The organism is Microbacterium sp. P26, assembly GCF_023712585.1.
In the GTDB taxonomy this organism is placed as follows: Bacteria; Actinomycetota; Actinomycetes; order Actinomycetales; family Microbacteriaceae; genus Microbacterium; species Microbacterium algihabitans_A.
Genome location: NZ_JAMAXZ010000004.1, coordinates 118,244 through 142,686, shown reverse-complemented (window position 1 = coordinate 142,686; position 24,443 = coordinate 118,244). Strand labels below are relative to the sequence as shown.

At 71.0% G+C, this 24,443-nt stretch carries 18 protein-coding genes; 9 read left to right on the top strand and 9 right to left on the bottom strand.

The genetic code is table 11. From position 1 onward, the window contains the following. The first annotated feature begins 46 nt into the window (after nt 1-46). On the top strand, nt 47-1,228 hold the full coding sequence (locus M3667_RS09900) for an ROK family transcriptional regulator (RefSeq protein WP_251507694.1): 1,182 nt from the start codon (nt 47-49) through the stop codon (nt 1,226-1,228). Nucleotides 1,229-1,925: 697 nt separating this feature from the next. On the opposite strand, the gene M3667_RS09895 is transcribed toward M3667_RS09900, so the two are convergent. From M3667_RS09895 to M3667_RS09880, 4 genes are all read right to left on the bottom strand, one after another. Further along, on the bottom strand, nt 1,926-3,140 hold the full coding sequence (locus M3667_RS09895; protein ID WP_251507693.1) for a DUF916 domain-containing protein: 1,215 nt from the start codon (nt 3,138-3,140) through the stop codon (nt 1,926-1,928). A gap of 74 nt (nt 3,141-3,214) precedes the next feature. Beyond that, the gene (locus tag M3667_RS09890; RefSeq protein WP_251507692.1) at nt 3,215-4,486 is read right to left on the bottom strand and encodes a hypothetical protein; all 1,272 of its coding nucleotides are present in this window, start codon (nt 4,484-4,486) and stop codon (nt 3,215-3,217) included. Nucleotides 4,487-4,503: 17 nt separating this feature from the next. Continuing rightward, nucleotides 4,504-5,484, bottom strand: a complete 981-nt coding sequence (locus M3667_RS09885; RefSeq protein ID WP_251507691.1) for a sugar phosphate isomerase/epimerase — start codon at nt 5,482-5,484, stop codon at nt 4,504-4,506. A gap of 132 nt (nt 5,485-5,616) precedes the next feature. Further along, entirely contained in the window at nt 5,617-9,150 is a 3,534-nt protein-coding gene (locus M3667_RS09880) for a PQQ-dependent sugar dehydrogenase (RefSeq protein WP_251507690.1), read from the bottom strand. Between the two features lie 416 nt (nt 9,151-9,566). On the opposite strand from M3667_RS09880, the gene tatA reads away from it, so the two are divergent. Next, nucleotides 9,567-9,806, top strand: a complete 240-nt coding sequence (gene tatA, locus M3667_RS09875) for a twin-arginine translocase TatA/TatE family subunit (protein ID WP_251507689.1) — start codon at nt 9,567-9,569, stop codon at nt 9,804-9,806. Between the two features lie 53 nt (nt 9,807-9,859). Then, nucleotides 9,860-10,270 carry a Sec-independent protein translocase TatB gene (locus M3667_RS09870; RefSeq protein WP_251507688.1) on the top strand — a complete coding sequence of 137 codons (411 nt, stop codon included), beginning with the start codon at nt 9,860-9,862 and terminating at the stop codon, nt 10,268-10,270. On the opposite strand, the gene M3667_RS09865 is transcribed toward M3667_RS09870, so the two are convergent. Beyond that, nucleotides 10,183-11,106 carry a LysR family transcriptional regulator gene (locus tag M3667_RS09865; protein WP_251507687.1) on the bottom strand — a complete coding sequence of 308 codons (924 nt, stop codon included), beginning with the start codon at nt 11,104-11,106 and terminating at the stop codon, nt 10,183-10,185. The two genes, M3667_RS09870 and M3667_RS09865, sit on opposite strands and share 88 nt — an antisense overlap. Before the next feature lie 72 nt (nt 11,107-11,178). Here M3667_RS09865 and M3667_RS09860 point away from each other — a divergent pair, with 72 nt between their 5' ends. Continuing rightward, entirely contained in the window at nt 11,179-12,156 is a 978-nt protein-coding gene (locus tag M3667_RS09860; protein ID WP_251507686.1) for a DMT family transporter, read from the top strand. Here M3667_RS09860 and M3667_RS09855 read toward each other — a convergent pair. Genes M3667_RS09855 through M3667_RS09845 form a run of 3 tightly spaced genes read right to left on the bottom strand, consistent with a single transcriptional unit; the run spans nt 12,104 to nt 13,973 of the window. Continuing rightward, nucleotides 12,104-12,337, bottom strand: coding sequence for a hypothetical protein (locus M3667_RS09855; protein WP_251507685.1), 234 nt, complete (start codon nt 12,335-12,337; stop codon nt 12,104-12,106). The two genes, M3667_RS09860 and M3667_RS09855, sit on opposite strands and share 53 nt — an antisense overlap. Further along, entirely contained in the window at nt 12,334-13,308 is a 975-nt protein-coding gene (locus tag M3667_RS09850; protein WP_251507684.1) for a DUF916 domain-containing protein, read from the bottom strand. The genes M3667_RS09855 and M3667_RS09850 overlap by 4 nt, the downstream gene beginning before the upstream one ends. A 44-nt stretch (nt 13,309-13,352) precedes the next feature. Further along, nucleotides 13,353-13,973, bottom strand: coding sequence for a hypothetical protein (locus M3667_RS09845; protein WP_251507683.1), 621 nt, complete (start codon nt 13,971-13,973; stop codon nt 13,353-13,355). Nucleotides 13,974-14,499: 526 nt separating this feature from the next. On the opposite strand from M3667_RS09845, the gene M3667_RS09840 reads away from it, so the two are divergent. The 4 genes from M3667_RS09840 to M3667_RS09825 all read left to right on the top strand — a co-directional run bounded on the left by M3667_RS09840 (nt 14,500) and on the right by M3667_RS09825 (nt 22,039). Further along, the gene (locus M3667_RS09840; RefSeq protein ID WP_251507682.1) at nt 14,500-17,784 is read left to right on the top strand and encodes a family 16 glycoside hydrolase; all 3,285 of its coding nucleotides are present in this window, start codon (nt 14,500-14,502) and stop codon (nt 17,782-17,784) included. Between the two features lie 71 nt (nt 17,785-17,855). Beyond that, entirely contained in the window at nt 17,856-20,018 is a 2,163-nt protein-coding gene (locus M3667_RS09835) for an MMPL family transporter (RefSeq protein ID WP_251507681.1), read from the top strand. A gap of 9 nt (nt 20,019-20,027) precedes the next feature. After that, nucleotides 20,028-21,077 (top strand): biotin/lipoate A/B protein ligase family protein, encoded by a 1,050-nt coding sequence (locus tag M3667_RS09830; RefSeq protein ID WP_251507680.1) that lies wholly within the window; start codon nt 20,028-20,030, stop codon nt 21,075-21,077. Further along, nucleotides 21,074-22,039 (top strand): site-specific DNA-methyltransferase, encoded by a 966-nt coding sequence (locus M3667_RS09825; RefSeq protein WP_251507679.1) that lies wholly within the window; start codon nt 21,074-21,076, stop codon nt 22,037-22,039. The genes M3667_RS09830 and M3667_RS09825 overlap by 4 nt, the downstream gene beginning before the upstream one ends. Nucleotides 22,040-22,140: 101 nt before the next feature. Here the strand turns inward: M3667_RS09825 and M3667_RS09820 are convergent, their stop codons facing one another. Beyond that, entirely contained in the window at nt 22,141-23,136 is a 996-nt protein-coding gene (locus M3667_RS09820) for a MauE/DoxX family redox-associated membrane protein (protein WP_251507678.1), read from the bottom strand. Nucleotides 23,137-23,384: 248 nt separating this feature from the next. Between M3667_RS09820 and M3667_RS09815 the strand changes: the two genes are divergently transcribed. Then, on the top strand, nt 23,385-24,368 hold the full coding sequence (locus tag M3667_RS09815) for an LLM class F420-dependent oxidoreductase (protein WP_251507677.1): 984 nt from the start codon (nt 23,385-23,387) through the stop codon (nt 24,366-24,368). The last annotated feature ends 75 nt before the right edge of the window (nt 24,369-24,443 follow it).

The window sequence follows — 24,443 nt, the reverse complement described above, 5'->3', positions numbered from 1 at the left end:
GGATGGAATGCATTGCTACTAATGGTGTACTGAGGGCGTGAAGAGGATGACGACAGATTCCGTGCAGTCGGTCAACGGCGTGAGCCAGTTGTTCCAGCTGCTGCGAGACGGCGTACCGCGTACGCGAGCGGAGCTGGCCAAGTCGACCGGCCTTGCCCGATCGACGGTCGCCGTGCGCGTCGACGAGCTCATGCGCATGGGCCTCATCACCCCCGTCGCCGATGCCGTGTCCACCGGCGGACGGCCTCCGTCGCAGTTCGCGATCAACCCCGCGGCCAAGGTCGTCGTCGCCGTCGATCTCGGCGCCTCTCACGCGACCGTCGCGATCGCCGACCTCACCGGCAAGGTGCTCAGCGAACGCACCGGCGACATCGACATCGCCACGGGCCCGGAGCCCGTGCTCACCTGGCTCGTCGAGACCGCCTCGGCGCTGCTCTCCGAGTCGGGCCGCTCCACCTCAGACGTGGCAGCCATGGGCATCGGCGTCCCCGGCCCCGTCGAGCACTCCACCGGCCAGCCGGTGAACCCCCCGATCATGCCCGGCTGGGATCGCTTCGACATCCCCGGCTGGATCTACCAACACATGCCCGTCCCCGTGCTCGTCGACAACGACGTCAACATCATGGCTCTGGGCGAGCGCAGCATCGCCTGGCCGGCCGTCGACCACTTCATGTTCGTGAAGGTCGCCACCGGCATCGGCACCGGCATCATCTCCGACGGTCATCTGCAGCGCGGGGCCCAGGGCATCGCCGGCGACATCGGTCACGTGCAGGTCGCACGCGGTGCGGACATCCCCTGCCAGTGCGGCAATCGCGGGTGCCTCGAGGCCTTGGCGTCCGGTCCCGCGATCGCCCGCGCCCTGCGCGCGCAGGGAATCGATGCGCACACCGGCTCCGACGTGGTCGACCTCGTCAAGCGCGGCAACATCGACGCGATCCAGGCCGTGCGCCAGGCGGGTCGCGACATCGGCGAGGTGCTCACGACGTGCGTGAGCCTGATGAACCCCTCGGTGATCGCGATCGGCGGGTCCATGGCCCGCGTGGGCGAGCATCTCATCGCCGGCGTCCGCGAGGTCGTCTACACGCGCTCCACACCGCTGGCCACCGAGTACCTCTCCATCGTGCAGTCGGTCGCCGCAGAGAAGGCCGCCGTGATCGGCGCGAGCATGCTCGCCGTCGAGCACGCCCTCGCCCCTGAGTCGCTGAACGCCGCGTTCCTCCGCGCCTGATCCGCAACGGCGTGCGCCGGCTGGCGTGCTACGCGCGCACAACTCCTGCGGATCGGCGGGTTCTGCGGCCCCGAGGGGTGTCCACCGTGCGATGTGCAGGAGTTGTGCGCCCTGGTCGGAATTTCCGCCGGTTCCCGGTTCGGGCGGGCCGCTACGCCGTGCCGGGGCAGTGACGCGTGCACAACTCCTGCGGAGGGGCGGGTTCTGCGCCCCTGGAAGGCCACGGCCGTGCGATGTGCAGGAGTTGTGCGCCAGAGCCGGGGTAGCCAGTCTGCCGGGTGGGTGCTGAGCCGGTCGAGCGTGCACGACCGCGGACCTTTCCCCGACACACCGATTCCGGATGCCGGGACCCCGGCGCGTCCCCCCTCCCGGGCCGTGCCCGGTGCGTCGCCCGTCCCTCCGATGACATGACGCAGGACATCTGCGGGTGGCGGGCTCCCGGGCCGGACGAAGACGCCCCGACCGGGTCGATGTTCCTGCGTTGTGGCCGGGCGGGGCCGGGGCTCGCCGGGCCGGGACGAGGCGGAGCGGGCCGGGCCGGAGCTGGGTCGAGACGAGGCGAGACCGGGACTGGGACGGGCCGGGCCGGGCCGGGGGAGGGGGGCAGCGCACGAGGAACGCCCGCCATGCACGAGCACGGCGGGCGTCGTCGATCGCTCGCGGCGCGGAGTGTCCCTCTCCACGCCGCGAGCGGGTCTCAGGGCGACCGGCGCGAGACGCGGGTCGGGGCGGGGGAGGGAGCTTCGGGGGCTCCCTCGGTGTCGGACACGCCGCCGGCGCGCACCGGCTCGCGCTCGGCGGCCGCACCCGTCGCGGCACCGGACACAGCGGCATCCGTCCCCTCGGCATCCGTCCCGTCCGCATCCGCTCGCGCGGCAGCCACGGCGGCGGCGATCTCCCGGGTGTGGGCTGCTCGACGGCGCCGGGCGGCGATGATGCGCCAGGCCACGAGCAGGGCGATCGCGGCGAGGATCGCGAGCGCCGTCCACGGCACGGCGGCCGTGGCGGCCGCGCCCTGCGACACGAGGGGGTCGAGGGTCGACGGCTCGGCGCCGGCCAGCGTGCGCGAGACGACCTGCGAGGTGGCGGTGACGTCGGCCGACAGCAGCACGAGGGGGACGACCCCGGCGACCTCGACGGTGCGCTCCAGCGAGCTGCCGGGCAGCAGCTCGGGGGCGTCGTCGGCGGCGGTCACGCGCGCCCAGCCGAACGGCCCGCCGAGGGCGACCTCGACATTCGGGTCGAGACGCGTGTTGCCGGTGTTGGTCAGGGTGTAGCCCACGGTCGCGGATCCCGTCTCTGCGGGGTTCGCGGTGCCGTGGTAATCGACGACGACGTCGCCGACCGCCAGGGCGGGCGCGAGCTCGCCCTGTACGCGGAGGTGCACGCGCGAGCCCAGGCGACGTTCGGTGACGGTGCCGTTGTCGGCGGTCACGAGCATGGATGCCACGATGCCGGCCGCGTAATCGCCCGGGGCGGCGTCGGCGGGCACGGTGACGGTGAAGGGGACCTCCGCACTCGCGCCGCTGTCGAGCGTGAGCTCGGGGGATGCGATCGAGACCCAGCTGCCGAGGTCGGTGGATTCCGCCCCTCCGGCGAGGATGTCGAGGGCTCCGTCATCGGTGAGGAAGCCGTCGGCGGCGTACACGCGCAGGGTGATCGGCTGGGGGCTGCGGTTCGCGACGTACAGGGCGTCGCCGACCGTGCCGCCGGGCATCAGGTCGTAGGCGTAGTTGGGCCGATCGCGCCCTTGCGCGGTGTCGGCGGGTTTGACGCTCCACGTGACCGTGGTGTCGGGGGCGGGGGCGGCGGCCGCGGAGGCGGCGAGCGGGCTAGCCAGCAGCAGCGCGAGGCCGGTGAGGAACGACACGAGCAATCGGAGCGGGCGGGAAGTGGTCTTCGCCTGGGACATGGGCGTGGCTTTCGTGTGGAAGGGATCCCGTCGGGGCCGCGCTCTCGAGGGGCGCGACCCCGACGGGGAGGGGGTCAGCTGAGGGCGGTCAGCGTCACGGTCGCGGTGTAGGTGCCGCGGGGGGTCTCGAGCGGGAGCTTGAGATCCAGGTCGGCGCCCACGAGCGAGCTGCCCCGCTCGTGGCCGTCGTTCGCCTGCGCAAGGGTGCGGGCGACCGAGAGGCCCTGGCCGCTGTCGAAGCCCGAGGGCACGGGGGCCCCGGCGACGGCGCCGCCCTGCGTCTCAAGGACCTCGGGCGTCCAGCCGAGGTAGGTGCTCGACACCTCCTGGCCGTCGGCGGCGAAGTTCGACACCTGCGCGGTCAGGGACCAGCCGGGGTTGCCGGCCCGGGTGTCCTGGACGCGGATCGGGACGATCTCGCCCGCCGCTGCGTAGTGGTCGAGGTTCTCGGTCGCCACTCCGAGGTCGACGAGACGCGAGGTGCCCTCGATCGACCAGGTGAGCTCGCCCGAGCCCTGACCGGGAACGGTGACCGCGATCGACTGGTCGCCCGCGGGAGGGGTGGTCGGAGCCTCACCCGTGTAGTCGCCGGTGGTCGAACCGGCGCGCACGCCCGCGCCGAACGCCGCCGCCGGGGTGTTCCCGTCGAGGGCGAGAGCGCCGTACACGGTGGTGTTCGCCACACGCAGGTTCGCGGAGTTCCCGGTGAGCGAGAGGCCCCCGCCGATCGAGTTGGCGAACGCGTCGGAGCCGCCGTCGGCCGTCGCGCCGATCAGCACGTCGCGCGAGCTGCCGCTCACGGTGACGTCGCCCTTGACGACGGCGCCGGTCATCGACACGCCCCAGTTCGAGCCGTCGATCGACAGGTCGGCGCCGACCGACGAGCGCACGACGTCGACGTAGGTGGCCTGCTGCGTCAGCAGCGAGCCCGAGATCGCACTGTCGACGACCTCCACGTCGATGCCGCCGGCTTCCACCGAGCCGCCGACCTTCAGGTCGTTGACGTAGAGGAAGCCCACGGTGGTGTCTGCCGAGTAGGCGCTGACGTCACCTGCGACGCTCGTGCCGTCGAGCGATACGCCGTACGCGTCGGTGGCGACGACGTCTCCGGTGACCGTGACCGAGGTGGCATCCAGCCACCCGCCCGCCTCGACGACGATGTCGCCCTCGACGGTCGCACCGCCGAGGACGCAGTCCGCTCCTCCCGGGACGATGAGGTTGCCTGAGACGCTCTGACTGCCCAGGTCGTCGGTGCAGGTGAGGTCGGCCGCGTACGCGGGGACCGCGACCACGCTGCCCCCGATGACGAGGAGTCCGACGGTGGTCAGTTTCGTGATTCTGTTCATCAGTTCTTCCTCGTCGCTCAGCCGCGCAGGGCTGCGATGTTGTCGTAGCTGCGGTCGGCGTTCGCGAGCGAGTTCCCGGGGTTCACCGGCACCGAGGAGGCGTTGTCCTGCTCGAACATGCCGAAGCGCTGACCGCGGTCGCGCAGCTGCGACAGGAACGCCGTGTAGTCGATGTTCCCGGCGCCGAACTCGACGATGTCGTAGCCGTTGGCGCTGCTCGGGTTGAGCTTGCCGTCCTTGAGGTGGAGGATCGGGAACCGCCGCGGGTCGCGCTTGATGTAGTCGATCGGTTCGAACCCGGGGTAGAGGAACTTTCCGACGTGCGCCCAGTAGACGTCCATCTCGAAGAACACCGTCTCGGGGTTGAGGTTCTCCCAGTACAGGTCGTACACGCGTTCGTTGGTGTCGGTCGTGAATCCCCACTCCTGCGCGTGGTTGTGCAGGTAGAGCTTGATGCCCGCGGCTCGACCCTTCTCGCCCATCTGGTTCCACGTGCCGATGGCCTGCATCCACGGGTCCTTGGCGAGCGGACCGCCGTAGCCTCCGGCGATGGGTCCGCCCTGGCCCAGGTGCGGCATGCCGAGCACGTGTGCGATCTCGAGCTGCTGGTCGATGTTCGCCGGGGTGAGGTTGACGTGCGCACCGGTCGCGCGCAGGCCGTTGTCGTCGAGCAGCTGGCGGATCTCCTGCGGCGTGATGGCGCCGACATTGCCCTGCGTGTAGCCCGCGAACTCGATCTCGGAGTAGCCGATGCGGGCCAGCTCCTCGAACACCGCGCGGAAGCCCAGCGAGCTGACCTTGTCGCGGACGGTGAAGAGCTGGATGCCGATGCGGTTGACGGGGACGAGACGCTTTCCGGCGCTGACCGGGGGAGCGGCCGCTGCGGCGCGAGCGCCGAAGGCGGTGGAGGCGGAGGCTGCGGCGGGCATGGCTGCGGCGCCGATGCCGACGGCGACGGACGACGCCGCCAGGGCCTTGAGCAGTGTGCGCCGGCTCATGGGCCGATCCGGCACCATGGGGTGCGCGTGGTCGTGGTGGTGACTCATGACTCTCCTTCGAGGTGGGTCCGCCCCGGGGCCGGGGACGACCGTGAGGGTGGTGGGGGCCGCGGTACGACCCCCACCGGGGTGTTACTTCTTGACGGTCAGGTTCGCGCTGCCGCTGCTCTTCGCGATCCCGGTCGAACCGGTGTACGACGCCTGCACCTGGTAGGCGCCCTCCGCGCTGAGCTTGGGCAGGGCCACCTGGACGGTGCCGTCGGCGCCGAGCGTGCCGGTGACGGTGGCGACGACCGCGTTGTTGCGACGGATCGTCACCGTGGCGTCACCGGTCGGGACGATGCCCGTCGACGAAGCCACCTGGACCGTGGCGGTGGCCGCCACGGCGGGCTTGACAGGCGTCGGCGAGACGGCGACCGAGGTCGTCGACCTCGCCTGCGAGACCGTGAGGCGACCGATGCCGGCCGATCCCCTGAAGGTCTCGTCGGCTCCGTAGGTGGCCCGCAGTGTGTGCGTGCCGACCGGGAGGTCCGCCGGGAGGGCGACGACGGCGCTGCCGTCGGCATCCAAGGTCGCGCGACCGAGCTCGGTGTCGCCGATCGTGAGCACGACCTCGCCCGTGGGGGCGCCGCCCTCTCCGCGCACCGACACCGTCACGTCGCCCGGGGCGCCGTAGGTGACGCGCGGGGAGCCGAGCGAGACGAGCGTGCGGGTGTCGACCGTCGGCTCATTCGGAGCGTCGAGGTCGATCGTGAACGACACCGAACCGAGCTCCGACACGTTGCCACCGGTGTCGGTGGCGCGGTAGCGGATGTCGTAGGCGCCGTCCTGATCGAACGTCACCCCGTACTGCTGATTCGCCGCCAGGTTCACCCAGGTCGCGCCGTTGTCGCGCGAGTACTGGACGCTCGCGAGCGTGCCGTTGTCGGCGGCCTGCACCGAGAAGCGGACCGGCTCGTTGAACACGCCGCCGACGCCCGTCGGGGTGGCGGGGGCCAGCGTGTGCGCGACGGTGGGGGGCGTGACGTCTCCGACGCCGTCGCCGACCATGGTCAGCGCGTCGACGGCCAGCTCGTCGGCCGAGGTGACGTAGAGCGCTCCGGTGCCCTCGGGGGCATCGAACGCGATCTCGACGTCCTGCCAGCCGGTGCCTGCGGGGATGGTGGCGGTCGCGAAGGGCTCGGCGTCGGCCGCTCCCCACCGCAGCTCGACCTCGCCCGCGCCGCTGGCGCGGACCACGGCCCCGTCGATGCCGGCGAAGTTCACCGGGTCGAAGGCGAGGTAGTCGCCCGATCCCAGGCCACGGATGGCGTTGCCGCCCGAGGCGTCGGCGTCGGCATAGGCGGTGACGCCCTCGCGACGGATCGCGTGCTCGGCCTGCTGCTGCTTGGGGTTGAGGCGAACGGTCGCCTCACCCGTGGCCGCCGGCAGACCGTTGGCGCCCGCGTCGGTGTAGGTCACCACGACCGCGCCGTAGAGCAGGGCACCGGGGCCGTGCTCGGGGGAGTTCGGGTCGGTGCGGAAGACACCCGTGCAGCCCGTGCCCGAGACCTCGGGGTGGGCGTGCTCGTCGTGGCCGAGACCGTAGGTCCAGCTGACGCGCGAGCATTCCGTCGCGTCGCCGTCCTCGGCATCCGTCGTCGTGACCTGGAACGGGATCGCCTGACCCCAGTCGAAGAACGCGCCGTTGCCGGGGAAGGCCACGGTCACCTCGGGCGCCTGGTTGCCGACCGAGATCGTGCGCGAGGTCAGACCGATGCGTCCGCCCGGGTCGGACACCCGCAGACGGGCGCTGTAGTTGTTCAGCTCGGTGTAGGTGTACGACGTGGTCGCGCCGGTCGCATCGTAGGTGCCGTCACCGTCAAAGTCCCACTCGTAGGTGAGGGCGTCTCCGTCGGGGTCCGTCGAGGTCGACGCGTCGAACTCGACGGTCAGCGGAGCCTGCGACGACGAGGTGGGCGTCGCGGTGAAGCGCGCCTGGGGCGACTTGTTGCCGGCGACGTAGTCGATGCGGTAGAGCCCGGCATCGGGGTTCGCGCGGAAGAAGCCGTCACCGTAGTCCAGCACGTACATCGATCCGTCGGGCCCGATCTCCATGTCCATGGGGTTGTCGTGCGTCGGCTGGCCCAGGGTGCTGAGCGCCGCGTTCGGCAGGAAGTCTTCAATGGCGCTGACCTCGAAGGTGTCCCAGTCGAGCGTGAACGCGGCGATGTAGTCCTGCGAGAACTCGCCCATGAACGCCTTGCGGTCCCAGTGCTGCGGGAGCTTCGTAGGCGAGGGGTTGGTCTCGTCATAGTGGTACACGGGTCCGCCCATGGGGCCCTGGCCGTTGCCGGCCCCGAAGTTCACCAGCTCGTCCCACGGCTGGTCACCAGGGTTGTCGCCGTACCAGAGGGTCGCGGGCTGCGCGGGGGGAAGGTCGGTGAGACCGGTGTTCCACCGCGACTCGTTCTTGAGGTTCTGCGGGTCGAAGAACGCACCCGGCGTCGCCGTGGCGAAGTCCCAGTCGTTGTAGGCCCGGTTGTCGGCGTGGACGTAGGGCCACCCGGCGTTCTGGGGCTCGTCGAGGCTAATGGCGTTCCACTCGACCAGTCCCATGGGTCCGCGACCCGAGGCCTCGGCGACGGCCTTCGTCGCGTCGGGGCCGTAATCGCCCCATGAGAGGGAGTTGGTCTCGATGTCGACCTCGATGCGGAACGGGTTGCGCACGCCCATCACGAAGATCTCGGGGCGAGTGAGCGCGGTCCCCGGAGCGAAGAGATTGCCCTCGGGGATCGTGTACGTGCCGTCGTCCTCGACGTGAATGCGCAGGATCTTGCCGCGCAGATCGTTGGTGTTGCCGGCGCCGCGGCGCGAATCGAACCCGGGGTTGTAGCCCGGGGCGTCGTTGTTGGGGGCGAAGCCGTTGGCTCCCGGGGTGGATGCCGGTGTGTTGTCGCCCGTGCTCAGGTAGAGGTTGCCGTCGCCGTCGAAGCCGATGTCGGCACCGACGTGGCAGCACTGGCCGCGCTGGACCTCGACGTCGAGGACGACCTGCTCGCTCGCGAGGTCGAGGGCGTCGCCGTTCCACTGGAAGCGGGCGAGGCGATTCACGCCGACCCACTGGTCCCAGTAGGACTCGTCGGCTCCCGCGGGGAGGGTGTTGGGGGAGTTCCCCGCCGGGGTGTCGGCCACGCCGTCACCGTCCGCGTCGCGCGGGGAGTACACGAGGTAGACCCAGTTGTTCTCGGCGAAGTCCGGGTCGAGGGCGACCGTCTGCAGGCCGTCCTCGGAGTTGGCGTAGACGTCGAGGGTGTTGGTGACGCGCGTGACGCCGGTCGCGGGATCGGTCAGGCGCACGTCGCCGTTGCGGGCGGTGTGCAGGACGCGCTTGTCGGGGAGGACGGCGAGGTCGATGGGCTCACCTACGTCCTTGGTGAGCAGCACGCGCTCGTAGTTGCTCCAGTCGAGGGCGCCGCCGTCTTCGCCGGTGTCGCCGGGGTCGGGGGTGCCGGGGTCGGTGGGGTCGCCGTGGTCGCCCCCGGGGTCTGTGGTGCCGTGGTCGTGCCCCTCGTGCGCGAAGGCGGGGACGGGTGCGGCGGCGATGGCGCCCAGGCCCAGTGCGGTGGCCGCGAGGACCGCCGTCAACCGGGACCGGACGACCGGATGCCGAGAAGTAGAGTTCATCGTGAAACAGCTCCTGTGAATGCGTTCGAGTTGTTTTCACCGGGTCGTCACACAGTCGGTCTCAACGACTGATCGTGACGGCCCGGGCTCTTCGTGCGGTGGCGGTCAGCCACGCGCCGTGTGTGCTCCTTACTCTTCGTCGAGTGGGAGGGGTCGCCGATCGCCGCCTCTGGGGGTGGTTCATGGGGCGAGCCTCGGGGGGATGAGGTGTCCGATTGTGGGGGACGTTGCTCGTCGTCATCCTGACGGACGTTTTTCCATAGGTCAATCAAAAGTTGCGTAATAACCGAACAACAAAGGTGCGCTCTACTTGGGACTTGTGGGTTCAAGTCGTCGCGGACTACCATCGCCGCACGGTGCGTCCCGCGCCGATCCCCCACCGTCGGCGAAGGCGCCGACACGGCCGAGGAGGCCTCATGCTCCATGGACTGACCGGATGGCATCTGCTGATCGTCCTGGCGGTGGTCGTGCTCCTCTTCGGGGCCGCGAAGCTGCCGGCGCTGGCTCAGAGCGTGGGCAAGTCGGCCCGGCTGTTCAAGGGTGAGCTGAAGGCCATGAAGGACGACGACGCGGCGCCGCTCGCCGAATCTGCAGCGCCCGCCGTTCCCGATGCACGCGTCCCGGCGGTCATCGCCGACCCGCCCCCGACCCGCTGACCCACCGCGGGCCGATGGTCGGCCCCCGCCGCACCTGAGCGCAGGAGGAGCCCGTGTTCTTCGGCCTCACCATCGAAAAGATGATCCTCATCGGCGTCCTCGCGGCGCTCATCATCGGTCCGGAGCGACTTCCCGCCGCGGCGGAATCGCTGCGGCGTGCCCTCTTCCGCGCGCGCGGCCTCGCGAAGACCGCCCAGGAGCGCGTGCGCGACGAGCTCGGCCCCGAGGTGGCCGATGTCGACTGGCAGCGACTCGACCCGCGCCGGTACGATCCGCGCCGCATCATCAGGGAGGCGCTGCTCGCCGATCCGGAGCCGCCCGTCGCGCCGCGCGCCGCTCCGGCCGACGTCGACGCCCCCGCCCCCGTCGCCGCTCGTCAGACCGAGCCGGGGTCCGTGGAACCCTCGGTCGCCCGAGCCGACACCGACCGCAACGCCGACGACACGCGCCGTACCGCAGCGTAGGCGAGGGCGTCGGGGCGGGCCAGTGCATCCACGTGGCGCACCATCGCGAGATCGGCGAGGGGGCGGAGGACGAGCCCGTCGACCGCGAGAGGGGCCGTCGTGGTACGGGGCATGACGGCGACCGCCGCGCCCGCGCGAACGATCTCGGCCGCCACCGAGAACTCGTTGATGCGATGGGCGACGTCTAGCGAGCGCCCGACGTGCGCCGAGAGGTGATCGAGGACCCCGGCGAGGGGGAAGCCGACGTGCACCGACACCCATCTCTCGCCGACGAGGTCGGACGCGAGCAGCTCGGCGCATCGGGCGAGCGGGTGGTCAGCGGGGAGGGCGATGTCGAGAGGCTCTTCGAGCAGCGGCACCGTCACCACGCGGTCCGCCGGCCACGGCTCATCGTGGGCGAGGCGGTGGGCGATGACGAGGTCGTGGTCAGCGGTCAGCCCGGGGAAGTCGCGGTGCGCGACGTCGGCGTCGGCGAAGCGCAGGGGCACCGACCCGTCGAGTTCGCGCAGGAGGGGCCCGAAGAGCGTGAGGGCGGCGCTGTGGAAGGCCGAGACGCGCACGGGTCGGTCACTCGCGTCGAGGAAAGCGCCGACGGCCTCGCGCGCGGCGACGAGGGCCTCGTCGACCCGCGTTCCCGCTGCGGCGAGAGCTTCGCCGGCCGGTGTGAGCGCGAGAGCCCGCCCGCGGCGACGGGTGAGGGGGACGGGGACGTGGGCCTGCAGAGCGGCCAGCTGCTGCGAGATCGCGGAGGCCGAGACATGTTGCGCCGCCGCGACGGCCGCCACACTCCCCCGATCGCGGAGCTCGCGCAGCACGCGCAGGTGAGCGGGATCCATAAGTAAAAACTTACGTCAGTGTGAAGAAGAGTCGTCTTGCTCTTCCGGGTTGTCGCAGATAATCGTGGAGGAGTGACCCGCCGCGCTCCCGAACTCCTCGTCGACATCCTCCTCATCACCGTCGCCGCGGTGTGGGGGGCGAGCTTTCTCGCCGCCAAAGAACTGGTCGCCGAGACGGGGGTCGCCTCCGGCGTGGCCCTCCGCTTCCTCGTCGCCGCGAGCGCCCTCGGCATCCTGTGCCTCCTGCGTAGGGAGCGGATGCCGCGTGGCCGCGGTCTCGTGATCGCCGCGCTCCTCGGCTGCTCTCAGGCGGCGGTGATCGGGCTCGAGACCGCGGGCGTGCACCTGACCTCGGCGACCAACGCGGGCCTCCTCATAAGTCTCGCGCTCGTCTTCACCCCAGTGCTGGAGAGCCTCGCGTCGCGCTCGTGGCTGCCGCGCTCGTACTTCGTCGCGGCCGTGGCTGCGGTCGCCGGGGTCGCCCTGCTCGTCTCGGGCGGGGGTCTGAGGGCCCCCAACCCCGGTGATGCGCTCGTCATCGCCGCGGCGGTCGTCCGCGCCGTGCACGTCACCGCGAGCGGGCACCTCACCCGCGGGCGAGAGGACAGCACCCTCGCGGTCGTGTTCGTGCAGCTCGTCGTGTGCGCTCTCGCCTCGACGGCCATGGCCGGGCCCGATCTTCCGCCCGCCGTGGCGGGGCTCTCGGCATCCGGCTGGGTCGACGTGATCTTCCTCGGCCTGCTGTGCTCGGTGTTCGCCTTCGTGGTCCAGCTCTGGGCGGTGCGGCGCACCTCGGCGACCCGCGCGAGCATCCTGATGGGCACCGAACCGGTCTGGGCCCTCGCCGTGGGCGTGGCGATCGGGGGTGAAGCCGTCGGTCCTCCTGGACTCGCCGGCGCCGCGCTGATCGTCGCCGCCTCCTACGTGGGTCAGGCGATCGAGCGCCGCCACCGCCGCTCGCTCGATCAGGCGAGCGGCGGTATCGACGGGAGAGCGGTCAGCTCCGGTCCGCTGCCGGTCGACGCCACCGCGCCCACACCGTCGCCGTGAGTCCCGCTCCCACCAGCGTGACGGCGAGGAGGACGGAGGCCATCTCGCCTCCGGTGACCGGCAGCCCGCCCCCGGGGGAACCGGGGCCGGCGCCGGACGGCGGCGAGCAGTCGACGGCGCAGGTGGCGGTCGGCAGGGGAGTGATCTCGACGGTGAGGCCCACGCCGTCGTCGGCGCTCATGGGGCCTCCACCGCCTCGCGCCGGCCCTCTTCGCGGGCGCGCTCGACGAGGTGGTCGACGCGTCGGCGGGAGCGACGGCGCCCGGATACGACGGCCGCGACGATGAGGGCGATGCCGACGGCGGCGGCGAGGTGCACCCAGGGAACCGCCCATACCGTCACGCTGCGCGTCACGGGGTCCGCAGTGAGCGCTGAGTCGGGCACCGCGGCATCCACCCTCACGTCCTTCATCAACACGAAGAGCGGCCACGCGGGCTGTGCCGCGGAACGAACGTCCCGGGACTCGCCGGGCAAGAGGACCCCGCGCTCCGTCGCGCTCGCCTCCACAGCGTCGCTCACGACGAGGGCGGTGTTCCCGGTGTTCTCCGCTGTGTAGGCGTAGGTGATCGACCCCGGCGCGAACAGGTTCCACGACGGCGTGTATTCGGCACGGACCTCGCCGACGCCCACCGACGGGGCGAGCTGCCCCGTCACCCGGGTCGACACGCGGAAGCCGACGCGACTGTCGACGCCCACTCTCGTTCCGTCCCCTCCTGTAGAGGTGGATCGAACGGATGCCGAGACCCCGGCCGCGTGATCACCGGGGGTGGCGTTCTGGGGCACGGCGATCTCGAACGACACCACCCGCGTCTCGTTCGGCGCGAGCGTTACCGTCGGTTCGACTGTGATCCACGTGCCGGCGTCGGTCGAGGTGCGGTCGGCCGGGAGCATCGTGAAGCGCCCCGTCTCGGTGTAGTAGCCGTCTGCGGCGCTCAAGGCGAAGGTCGCCTCGCGCTCGCTGTAGTTCTTCACGGCGAGGTGCTCGGTGACGCGTTGACCCGGGTCGAGCTCGACCTGCATCACGCGGCGGCCGTCCGGCCCCGTGGCCGAGGCCGGGGTGACCGACCAGGTGACCGCGGAGTCCGTGGCGTCATCGGCCAGGGCGGGCGATGCTGCCACGAGGGCGATCGCGGCCACGAAGACACCCGCCATGCCGGCTGATGCTCCCCGCGCGCGCGTCACCCTCATCTCGGCGCTCACCCCTCGAGCAGGGTCAGGGTGATCGTGGCCGAGTACGCACCGGGTGCCACGGTGGACGGCGTCTTCAGCAGCAGGTCGGCGGTGGCGGAGTACGAACCGCCGGCGGCATCCGCGGCGCTGTCGACGTTGGCGAGAAGCTCGGCGTCGACGAAGCCGCCTGTTCCGGGGTCGACGTCGTCTCCGGGGGCGACCACCTGCGATCCGCCTGCGGGGTTGCCCGAGACGATGTCGGGGTACCAGCCAAAGCTGTCCGCCGACGAGATCGCAGGCTGGCCGGCGCTGCCGGTGAAGTCGCTGATCGCTCCCATGACGTACCAGAACGATTCCGGGTCGACGTTCTCGGCGAGACGGGTGTCGGTGACGGTGACCGTCGGCAGGGTGCCCGCGAAGGTGCGGTCGGTGCCCGACGCCTCGCCTTCGGTGAGCGTGGTCGCATCGTCCGCGACGGTGAGGGCGAGCACGCCGGGCTCCGCCGCGGGGGCGATCTCGACCTGCACGTCGACGCTGTCCTCGTCGGCGGCGAAGGCGGTGCCGCCGCCCGCGGCGGCGAGGATGCCGACCCCGAGGGTGGCGACACCGATGCGGGCCGACAGGCCGCGACGGGAGGTGAGGGACATGAGTGCTCCGTTCTTCCACCGTGGGCCGGTGGAGTCGTCGGCGGGCGCCGGCGGGTGGTCGGGACGACCGGCGAGGCGCCGATCGGCGAACGAGGGATGCCGTCGTTTCGGGCGGGCGCGGCGGACTCGGGGGAGCCTCGTGGCGGCGCTGTCACGGGTCGGTTCTGCGGGTTCGTTGCGACAGTAGTGTGACTTCGGGAGAGCGTCAAGCAAAAGATGACTGACGACTGATATCGCACATCGCTCAGAATTTTGCTTTTTGACCGGGAAATTCTCGTAGAATGCGGGCCACTAGGAGACTGCGTAGAGAGGGTTAGCCCCTCGAGTCACGCAGTTCGTGACGCAAATTAGTCAAGTTTTGTGGACGTTTCGTTAAAAGACTCCTACAGTGACCACGGTCGAGGGCGACCTGCGCGATCCGAGCGGTCGACGCCGCCCTCGCCGCTGATCCGAAGGAGCAATGATGCCCGTACCCGCTGTCTTGTCCGGCCCTCGCCGGCGCAGCACCCGTGTCGCGAGGACTCTCGTGGCCGGTCTCCTGGGCGGAGCACTCGTGGCTACAGGAGCGATCCTGCCCGCCGGTGCCGCCGTCGCCCCCGCCATCAACACCCCGGCGGACCTGCCCAAGCAAGAACCGGGTGTGACGCTTCGCACCTACTCCACCCCGCCCCTCACCGAGCTCTGCACGCTCAAGTCGGGACAGACCCCGAACGTCGACAAGCTCATGTCGACGATCGACTGGCGCACCGACGAGCAGTTCGGCGCGGGCGACAACTTCATCACGCACGCCTTGGCCAACCTCACTGTCAGCACGCCGGGCCAGTACGCCTTCCGCCTGACGAGTGACGACGGCTCGCGCCTCACTCTGGACGGCACGCAGCTGATCGACAACGACGGTCTCCACGGAGCGGAATCCGTCGAGGGCACGGTGACGCTCGACGTGGGAGTCCACGACCTGTTCGTCGAGATGTTCGAGGCCACCAACGGCCAGCAGCTCACCGTCGAGTGGAAGGTCCCCGGCTCCTCCGCCTTCACTGTCATCCCCGACAGCGTGCTCAGCACTGAGGCGGGCGTCGTGCGCGTCACCGCCCCCGGCACGAAGTACTGCGAGGGGAGCAGCGACTCCGCGGGAGACGGTCTGCGCCTGGATGCCGTGAACCCGAACTACACGCTCGTGAACCTGCGCCCCGAGGGCTTCACGCCGAAGGTCTCGGGGCTGGCCTTCCTCGGCAGCGGCGATCTCGCCGTGCTGACCACGGGCTCGGTCAACTCCGGTGGATGGGACACCTCGACCCCCGGCAAGGTCTTCGTGCTGAAGGGTGCCCAGGCAGCCGACGGACCCGAGGACGTCACCGTCGTCGAGGCGGCCGGTGGTCTTCTCAACCCGATGGGCATCGACGTCGTCGACGACAAAATCTACGTCTCGGAGCGCTACCAGCTCACCGAGCTCAGCGACACGAACGGCGACGGCTCGTACGAGACGAAGCGCAAGGTCGCCGAGTACCCTTCGGGCAACAACTTCCACGAGTTCGCCTTCGGCCTGATCCACGACGAGGAGAACTTCTACGTCAACCTCTCGGTCGCGATCGACAACGGCGGGGCCACCACCAACCCGCAGCCGGCGAAGAACCGCGGCACGTCGGTCAAGATCGACCGCGCCACCGGGGCGATCAGCTACGTCGCCGGCGGTCTGCGGACCCCCAACGGTGTGGCCTTCGGTCCCGAGAACGAACTCTTCGCGATGGACAACCAGGGTGCCTGGCTGCCGGCGAACAAGCTCGTCAACGTGAAGCAGGATCGCTTCTTCAACCACTACACGAACCCCGCGGGTCCGTTCGATCAGAACCCCGTCACCCCTCCCGTCGTGTGGATCCCGCAGAACGAGATCGGCAACTCCCCGAGCACGCCCATCATGCTGAAGGACGGTCCCTTCGCCGGGCAGATGATGTTCGGCGACGTCACCTACGGCGGCCTGCAGCGCGCCTTCCTCGAGAAGGTCGACGGCGAGTTCCAGGGCGCGGTCTTCCGCCACTCCGCGGGCTTCGAGGTCGGCGTCAACCGCGTCATCGAGGGCCCCGACAAGTCGCTGTACATCGGCGGCACCGGAGAGGGTGGCAACTGGGGTGAGGCGGGCAAGCTCACCTACGGCCTGCAGAAGCTCGTTCCCAACACCACCCAGGACGCCTTTGACATGAAGTCCATGAAGGTCGTCGAGGGCGGATTCGAGATCGAGTACACCCAGCCCCTGTCCGACGAGACGCTGGCGAACCTCGCCTCGGCGTACCGCGCCGAGCAGTGGCGCTACCTGCCGACCTCCACCTACGGCGGCCCCAAGGTCGACGAGGAGATCCTCTCGCTGACGAACGCGACGGCATCCGCCGATCGCAAGACGGTCACGGTCTCGTTCGACGGTCTCAAGCAGGGGCGCGTCGTCCACCTGCGCTCGCCGCAGCCCTTCGCCGCGGCCAGCGGCGACAAGCTGTGGAGCACCGAGGCGTGGTACACGCTCAACTCGCTGCCGGGCTACGTCTCGCCGGCCGACCAGGGCTGGTACGAGGCCGAGGAGGCCCGCCTGATCGGTGGCGCCAAGTTCGACACCGAGCACAGTGGATACTCCGGGGCCGGTTTCGCCGGCGGCATGTGGCAGGCGGGATCCGCCTTCGAGTTCACGGTGAACGCCGAGACCGCGGGCACCGTTCCGGTCTCGGTGCGCTACGCCAACGGCCCGAACCCCGCACCCGGATCCAAGGACGTGAACCTCTACGTCAACGGCCAGAACCTGGGGAAGTGGGACTTCGCCTCCACCGGTGACTGGAAGACCTGGGCCACGATCACGCGCGACATGCCGCTGGTCGCCGGGGCGAACACCATCGCGCTGAAGTACGAGTCGGGGAACAAGGGCAACATCAACGTCGACGTCCTGTCGATCGGCACCGCCGACATCTGCGCCCCGGCGCAGGTCGAAGACGGCTACCGCCCGCTCTTCGACGGCACGCTCGAGAGCCTGAACGCCGGGTGGCGCATGGCCGGGCCGGGTGGCTTCGGTCGACAGAACGACTGCAGCATCCGCGGCGAAGGCGGCATGGGCCTGCTCTGGCACAAGGCGCAGGAGATGAACGAGTACAGCCTCAAGCTGGACTGGAAGCTCATCGCCGACCACAACGGCGGCGTCTTCGTCGGGTTCCCCGACCCGAAGAACGACCCGTGGGTCGCGGTCAACCAGGGCTACGAGATCCAGATCGATGCGTCCGACGCCGCCGATCGCACCACCGGCGCGATCTACACCTTCCAGGGTGCGGATGCCGACGCGGTGCAGGCCTCGCTCAAGCCCGTCGGCCAGTGGAACGCGTACGAGATCGTCGTGAAGGGGCAGACCATCAAGATCTTCCTCAACGGCACGCTCGTGAACGACTTCACCAGCACCGATCCTGCTCGCGACCTCTCGCAGGGCTTCATCGGCCTGCAGAACCACGGTGGTGGGGAGTCGGTGTCGTACCGCAACGTCCGCGTCAAGGACATCGACGAGCCGGCCCCCCTCGCGGTGACCGCCTCGGCCGAGGTCAAGTGCCTGGCCAAGAAGGCGTCGGTGACGGCCCGCGCGACCAACACCGACACGGTGCCGGTCGACGTGACGCTCACGACGGCGTGGGGCGAGCGGGTCATCCCCGCCGTCCAGCCCGGGGCGACGGTGTTCCACACCTTCACCACCCGCTCCGCGTCCGTCCCTGCGGGCGAGGCGACGGTGACCGCGACCGGCGACGATCGCACCGGCGGGGCCACGGCCTCGTACGCAGCCAAGAGCTGCGGCTGATCCCCCCAGCGCCCCCGGCGGCGGACTCGCGTCCGTCGCCGGGGGCGCTCCCTCATGTCCCAGAGGTCCCCATGCTCTCCTCCCTCGGCCGCCGCATGAGCCGGCACCGCCTTCTCGTCCTCCTCGCCTGGTCCGTGCTCGTCGTCGTCGGCGGGGCCCTCGCCGGTGACGCCTTCGACCGCACCGTCTCGGTCGCCGACGCCCCGGCCCACAGCGAGTCCTTACGCGCCACCGAGCGCCTCGACGCCCTCGACCCCGAGGGGGAGATCATCACCGCCGTCGTCCGCGGCGAGGACTTCTTCTCCCCGACGCTGCGCGACAGTGCGACCGCCGTCATGGCCGCTGTCCGCGCCGTCCCCGGGGTCGCCGAGGTGACCGACGCCTACACCGCGGGTGGGGCCATCGGTGACGACGGCCGCTCGTCCCTGGTCGTCGTCGAACTCGCGCTCGGTCTCACCGGCGACGAGGCCGTCGCCACGGCATCCGCCGTCTCCGACCTTCTCCACACGATCGACGCGCCCGAGGTCCTCGTCGGCGGACCCCTCCTGGCCGAGGAGGCCTTCGTCGATCGGGCGACCACCGACGCGGCAGTCGGCGAGGGCATCGCGATCCTCGTCCTCATCGTGTTGCTCACCCTCGCGCTCGGCTCGCTCCGCATCGCCCTCGTCCCCGTGGTCGCCGCTCTCGCCGCGATCGCCCCGACGCTCGCGATCCTGGGTCTGCTCGCCCGTGTCGTCGACGTCAACGAGTTCGCGGTGAACGTCGTCACGATCCTGGGCCTGGGCCTTGCCGTCGATTACAGCCTCCTCGTGGTGCTGCGCCTCCGCGAGGAACGCACCGCCGAACCCACCGCGCCCCTCGACGAGCTCGTCGCCCGTGCCGTCGCGGGTGCCGGCCGCGCCGTCCTCGTGTCTGGTCTCGCCGTGACCGTGGCCCTCCTCGGCATCCTGATCCTCGGCGACCCCCTGCTCTCGGGGATGGCGCTCGGTGGAGCGGTCGTCGTCGTGGTCGCCACCCTTGCGGGCCTGACGCTCGTGCCGGCCACGCTGTCGTTCCTGCATCGCGCGCTGCCGTTCGCCGGAGCGCGCACGTGGGCCCGCCCGTGGGGAGGCCGTGCGTCGCGCGAGGGGCTGCTGGCCCGGTCGACCCGTCTTGCTCAGCGCCGGCCGGGGGTCGTCGCCGTCTCCACTGCGGCGGCGATGTTGCTGCTCGCCGCTCCCGTGGCATCCCTCGCGCTCGACGACTCCGACATCCGCTCCCTTCCCGCGGCGGCCGAGGAACGACGCGCGTACGAGGCGACGACGACGGGCTTCACCGGGATCGGGATCGAGCCCGTCACGGTCGTGCTCGACGGATCGATTCAGGATGACGCCGTCACCGGCGTCCTCGACCGGATCGCGGCCCTTCCCGACGTCGCCGACGCCGACGTGGTGCAGGGGCTGCCGCCCGAGATCACGGCGGTCGCCTTCACCCCCGTCGGCGACAGCGCCACGGGAGACGCGGCGCAGCGGCTCGTGACCGAGGTGCGCGGTCTCGCGACGCCCGTCCCCCTCGAGGTCACGGGGCCCGCCGCCTCGCTCATCGACACGCGCGATCACCTGGCCGCGCGCCTGCCGTGGGCCCTGGCGATCGTCGCCGCGGCGAGCTTCGCCCTGCTCTTCGCGCTCACCCGCTCGCTCGTGGTCCCGCTGAAGGCGCTCCTGCTCGCCGCCCTCACGGTGGCGTCGACCCTGGGCGTGCTCACCGCCGTCTTCGGATGGGGCTGGGGCGCCCCTCTGCTCGGATTCGAGCCTCGCGGCACGCTCGATGTGACCACCCCCCTGCTGATCGGGCTCCTCGCCTTCGGGCTCACGATGGACTACGAGGTGTTCCTGTTGTCGCGCATCACCGAGGGCTGGCGCGCGCGAGATCTCTCCGCTGGCCCTCGCGCGGCCAGCGCCGAGGCCGTGCGCCACGGCATCGCCCGCACCGGCCCCGTCGTGACACTGGCCGCGGCGGCGATCTGCGTCGTCTTCGTCGGCTTCGCCGTCGGCGAGCTGGTCGCGATGAAGGAGATCGGGGTGGGCATGGTGATCGCGGTGGTCCTCGACGTCACCGTCGTCCGAGGGCTCCTGCTCCCCGCGCTGATGACGCTCCTCGGTCGCGCGAACTGGTGGCCGCACGCGCGTCGCCCGATCGTGGGGCCCGTCGAGCCGACGCCCGCCGTCGATCGTCGTGTGCCCGTGCGGTCGTAGGCTGGAGGCATGCACGGCGAGTACAAGGTCCCCGGCGGAAAACTGGTCGTCGTCGACCTCGAAGAGCGCGAGGGCCGCATCCACGGTTTCCACTTGGCGGGTGACTTCTTCCTCGAGCCCGACGACGCCCTCGACGACATCGACGCGGCCGTCAACGGCATGCCGGTCGAGTCCGACGTCCCCATCCTCGCCGCGGCGATCCGCGCGGCGCTGCCCGAGGGGGCGCAGCTGCTCGGATTCACCCCTGAGTCAGTCGCCACCGCGATCCGCCGCGCCCTCGTCACGGCTCCCGGCTGGGGCGACTTCGAGTGGGAGGTCGTGCACGACGGCCCCGTCTCGCCCCGCATGAATCTCGCCCTCGACGAGGTGCTCACCGCGCGCGTGGGCGCGGGGCTCCGCAAGCCGACCCTGCGCCTGTGGGAGTGGAACGAGAACGCCGTCGTCATCGGCTCGTTCCAGTCGCTGCGCAACGAGGTCGACCCCGAGGGTGCCGCGAAGCACGGCTTCGACGTGGTGCGCCGCATCTCGGGCGGGGGCGCCATGCTCATGGCCGCCAACTCGATCGTGACGTACTCGCTGTACGTCCCCGCGTCGCTGGTGGCGGGCATGACGTTCGCCGATTCGTACGCTTTCCTCGACGACTGGGTGCTGCAGGCCCTGCGCTCGCTCGGCATCGACGCGGTGTACCAGCCGCTCAACGACATCGCGGGTCCCCACGGCAAGATCGGCGGCGCCGCGCAGAAGCGCCTCGCCAACGGCGGAGTGCTGCACCACGCGACCCTGAGCTACGACATGGACGGCCAGGTGCTCACCGAGGTGCTGCGCATCGGCCGCGAGAAGCTCAGCGACAAGGGCACCGTGTCGGCCGCCAAGCGCGTCGACCCCCTGCGCAGCCAGACCGGTCTGCCGCGCGACGAGGTCATCGACCGCTTCATCCAGACCTTCACCACGCTCTATGGCGCGACCGAGGGGCACATCTCCGACGAGGAGTACGCCGAGGCCGAGGCCCTCGTCGCCTCCAAGTTCTCCACCGAGCAGTGGCTGCAGCGCGTCCCGTGAGCGCCGACGCCCTGCCCGACGCGCCCGCCCCCGGCCGCGTCGCGATCCACCACGCCGACAACCTCGCGGTGACCCCGGGCCTGGCCGACGGCAGCTTCGCCCTCGTGTACCTCGATCCGCCGTTCAACACCGGCCGCACGCGCTCGAAGGCGGTCGAGTCGGCGACGCGCAAGCTCTCGGCCGAAGAGGCTCCGGATGCCGAAGAGCCCGACGCTGCGCCCGAGACGGCGGCATCCGTCGACGATCCCAACATGCTCGACTTCCCCGAAGAGGAGCCGCCCCCGCCGCCGGTGGTGCAGCGCGGGTTCCACGGCCGGGAGTACGCGCGCCTACGCGGCGACCTGCGCACCTACGACGACCGGTTCGACGACTACTGGGGCTTCCTCGAGCCGCGGCTCGTCGAGGCCTGGCGCCTGCTCGCCGACGACGGCACGCTCTACCTGCACCTCGACTACCGCGAGGTGCACTACGCCAAGGTCATGTGCGATGCGCTCTTCGGTCGCGACCACTTCTTGAACGAGCTGATCTGGGCCTACGACTACGGCGCCAAGACCAAGCGCCGCTGGCCCACCAAGCACGAGACGATCCTCGTGTACGTCAAGAACCCGTCGGCGTACTTCTTCGACTCCGACGCCGTCGACCGCGAGCCCTACATGGCCCCGGGACTGGTGACGGCCGAGAAGGCCGCGCGCGGCAAGATGCCCACCGACGTCTGGTGGCACACGATCGTGCCGACCACGGGCCGCGAGAAGACCGGCTACCCGACGCAGAAGCCCGAGGGGGTGCTGCGCCGCATGGTGCAGGCCTCGTCGCGCCCGGGTGACAGGGTGCTCGACATGTTCGCCGGCAGTGGCACGCTCGGTGCGGTGGCCGCGCCCCTCGGACGCGACAGCGTGCTGATCGACGACAACGCCGACGCGGTCGCCGTGATGCGCAAGCGTCTCGCGGCGTTCGGCGACTGAGCCTGGGGACGACGGCCGGCGTGTGCGTCGGCGGCCGGTGAGGCGCGCGAGCCGCTCACGAGCCGCTCACGCGGGCGAGCTGCCTCCGCGGGCGAGCCGGCCTACGCGCGCGAGCCGACCAGCGCGTCGACCAGTGCCTCGATCTCTCCCTCGCCCACGGCGTAGGGCAGCACGGGACGCCCGCTCGTCGCGATGAGCACGGCGACGGGGCGCTCCGAGCCGACGTCGAGCGCCTGCGCGAGCGCTCCGCCGAGGTCGAGTGCGGCCCCCGTGCGGGGACCGTCGGCCTGGCGGGCGGGGGCGTTCCAATCGAGACCGGGGCCCACCGCGTAGACGATGCGCGCGTCCACGAAACCGGCCAGGGCATCGTGCTCGCGATCGAGCAGGGCGGCCGCGCGTTCGCACTTGCCGCACAGCGGCTGGGTGAACAGCAGCAGCTGCGCGCGTCCGCGCACGGCCTCGGTCACGACGTCGATCACGAGCCCGTCTTCGCGAAGCAGCGGCGGGCGCTGGTTCATGATGTCGGGGGCGGGAAGGCCGCCCCGTCGTCCGGCGCGCGCGGCCACGAACCCTGCGATCGCGAGCGCTGCGCTCGAGCCGAGGGTCAACGCGCTCGCGATCGGCGCCGTCACGAGCACCGTCGGCACCGCGGGCACGCCCCCGGCGGAGGCGGCGGAGGCCGCGCCCGCCATCACCAGCGCGACGAGTGTGAAGACGCCGTTGCGGCGCACGAGCGCCGCCGACACGGGCGTCCTGCTCCACCGCCCGAAGCATCCGCAGTCCTCCACCGACCCCCGCGCGACGGCGCGCGTGACGACGACCGTGAAGAGCGCAAGCAGAGCGACCACGGCACTCGACGCGACGACGCGCACGAAACCGTCGCCCACGACCAAGACCATGCCCAGCACGATCTCGACGACCGATACAGCGGCGACGCTCGCTCGTGCGGCACGCTGCGGCAGGCGCAGTGCCGCGAGGGTGCGCGGAGCGTCGTCGAGGGCGATGAGCTTGGCCACACCGCTGGCCACCAGCGCGGGGGCGGCGACGCAGATGAGGGCCAGCATGACCGGGGCGAGGGTGAGCGTGGAGGGCGGCATGATCCATCCAGGATGTCCGCGCGTGCGGGGCATGACGGCCGGGGCGCCCCTCGCTTCACCCGCTCGGACGGCACACCTCGCCCGACCTGTGGAACGCCGCCCTCGTGGTGTCGACCCTCGGACCGGGGACCCCGGGCCCTCGATTCCGAAGCCCTGGCACGGGGAGCCTCCCCTCGCGACCCGCCCCTCTCGACCCCCCCCGGACCGTGACCGGCCCCGATGTCGGTACCCGGGCCTAGGGTGAGGCCATGGACTTCGGCATCTTCGTTCCGCAGGGCTGGCGCTTCGACCTCGTGGGGATCGACCCCGCCGAGCACTGGCGGGTGATGAACTCCCTCGCCCAGAGCGCCGACGACGGCCCCTGGACGTCGCTCTGGGTCTACGACCACTTCCACACCACCCCCGTGCCGAGCACCGAGGCCACGCACGAGGCGTGGACGCTCATGGCCGCCTTCGCCGCCGCGACCGACCGCGTGCGCCTCGGCCAGATGTGCACCTGCATGGGCTACCGCAACCCGGCGTACCTCGCGAAGGTCGCGGCCACCGTCGACGCGATCTCGGGAGGCCGCGCCGAGATGGGCATCGGCGGCGGATGGTACGAGCACGAGTGGAAGGCCTACGGCTACGGCTTCCCGCCCATCGCCGAGCGCCTCGGGCGCCTCCGCGAGGGCGTCGAGATCATGCACCAGGCCTGGACCACGGGCGAGGCCACCCTGTCGGGGAAGTACTACGAGGTCGACGGCGCGATCGTGCAGCCGAAGCCCCTGCAGCCCGGCGGCATTCCGCTGTGGATCGCCGGCGGCGGCGAGAAGGTCACGCTCAAGATCGCGGCGAAGTACGCCTCGTACACCAACTTCGGCGGCTCGCTCGAGGAGTTCGATCACAAGTCCGAGGTGCTGCGCGGGCACTGCGAGACCCTCGGCCGCGACGCGTCCGAGATCACCCGCTCGACGAACTTCAACACGATCGTCGCCGCGACCGAGGCCGAGGCCTCCGATCGTCTGGCCGCCGTCGTCGCGCGCCTGCGTCCGCACGTGGGCGACGAGCGGGCGGATGCCATCGAAGCCGACTACCGCTCCTCCGACGCGTTCGGCACCCCCGAGCAGATCGTCGAGCGCCTGCGCGAGCGGGCCGACCACGGCCTCGGCTACGCGATCCACTACTTCCCCGAAGCCGCCTACGACACCTCCGGCATCTCGCTGTTCGAGCGCGAGGTCATCCCGCAGCTCTGATCGTCGTCCCCTCCCGCGTGAGGGGTCGTTTCCTGTCGCCGCGCAGACGCCTGCGCGACAGGGAGTGACTCCTCA

Coding starts and splice junctions, on each gene's coding strand:
- M3667_RS09835 (WP_251507681.1), top strand. CDS start 17,856: ATGCTCTCCTCCCTCGGCCGCCGCATGAGCCGGCACCGCCTTCTCGTC.
- M3667_RS09845 (WP_251507683.1), bottom strand. CDS start 13,973: ATGTCCCTCACCTCCCGTCGCGGCCTGTCGGCCCGCATCGGTGTCGCC.
- M3667_RS09830 (WP_251507680.1), top strand. CDS start 20,028: ATGCACGGCGAGTACAAGGTCCCCGGCGGAAAACTGGTCGTCGTCGAC.
- M3667_RS09900 (WP_251507694.1), top strand. CDS start 47: ATGACGACAGATTCCGTGCAGTCGGTCAACGGCGTGAGCCAGTTGTTC.
- M3667_RS09815 (WP_251507677.1), top strand. CDS start 23,385: ATGGACTTCGGCATCTTCGTTCCGCAGGGCTGGCGCTTCGACCTCGTG.
- M3667_RS09850 (WP_251507684.1), bottom strand. CDS start 13,308: ATGGCGGGTGTCTTCGTGGCCGCGATCGCCCTCGTGGCAGCATCGCCC.
- M3667_RS09855 (WP_251507685.1), bottom strand. CDS start 12,337: ATGAGCGCCGACGACGGCGTGGGCCTCACCGTCGAGATCACTCCCCTG.
- M3667_RS09820 (WP_251507678.1), bottom strand. CDS start 23,136: ATGCCGCCCTCCACGCTCACCCTCGCCCCGGTCATGCTGGCCCTCATC.
- M3667_RS09895 (WP_251507693.1), bottom strand. CDS start 3,140: ATGTCCCAGGCGAAGACCACTTCCCGCCCGCTCCGATTGCTCGTGTCG.
- M3667_RS09880 (WP_251507690.1), bottom strand. CDS start 9,150: ATGAACTCTACTTCTCGGCATCCGGTCGTCCGGTCCCGGTTGACGGCG.
- M3667_RS09865 (WP_251507687.1), bottom strand. CDS start 11,106: ATGGATCCCGCTCACCTGCGCGTGCTGCGCGAGCTCCGCGATCGGGGG.
- M3667_RS09885 (WP_251507691.1), bottom strand. CDS start 5,484: ATGAGCCGGCGCACACTGCTCAAGGCCCTGGCGGCGTCGTCCGTCGCC.
- tatA (WP_251507689.1), top strand. CDS start 9,567: ATGCTCCATGGACTGACCGGATGGCATCTGCTGATCGTCCTGGCGGTG.
- M3667_RS09890 (WP_251507692.1), bottom strand. CDS start 4,486: ATGAACAGAATCACGAAACTGACCACCGTCGGACTCCTCGTCATCGGG.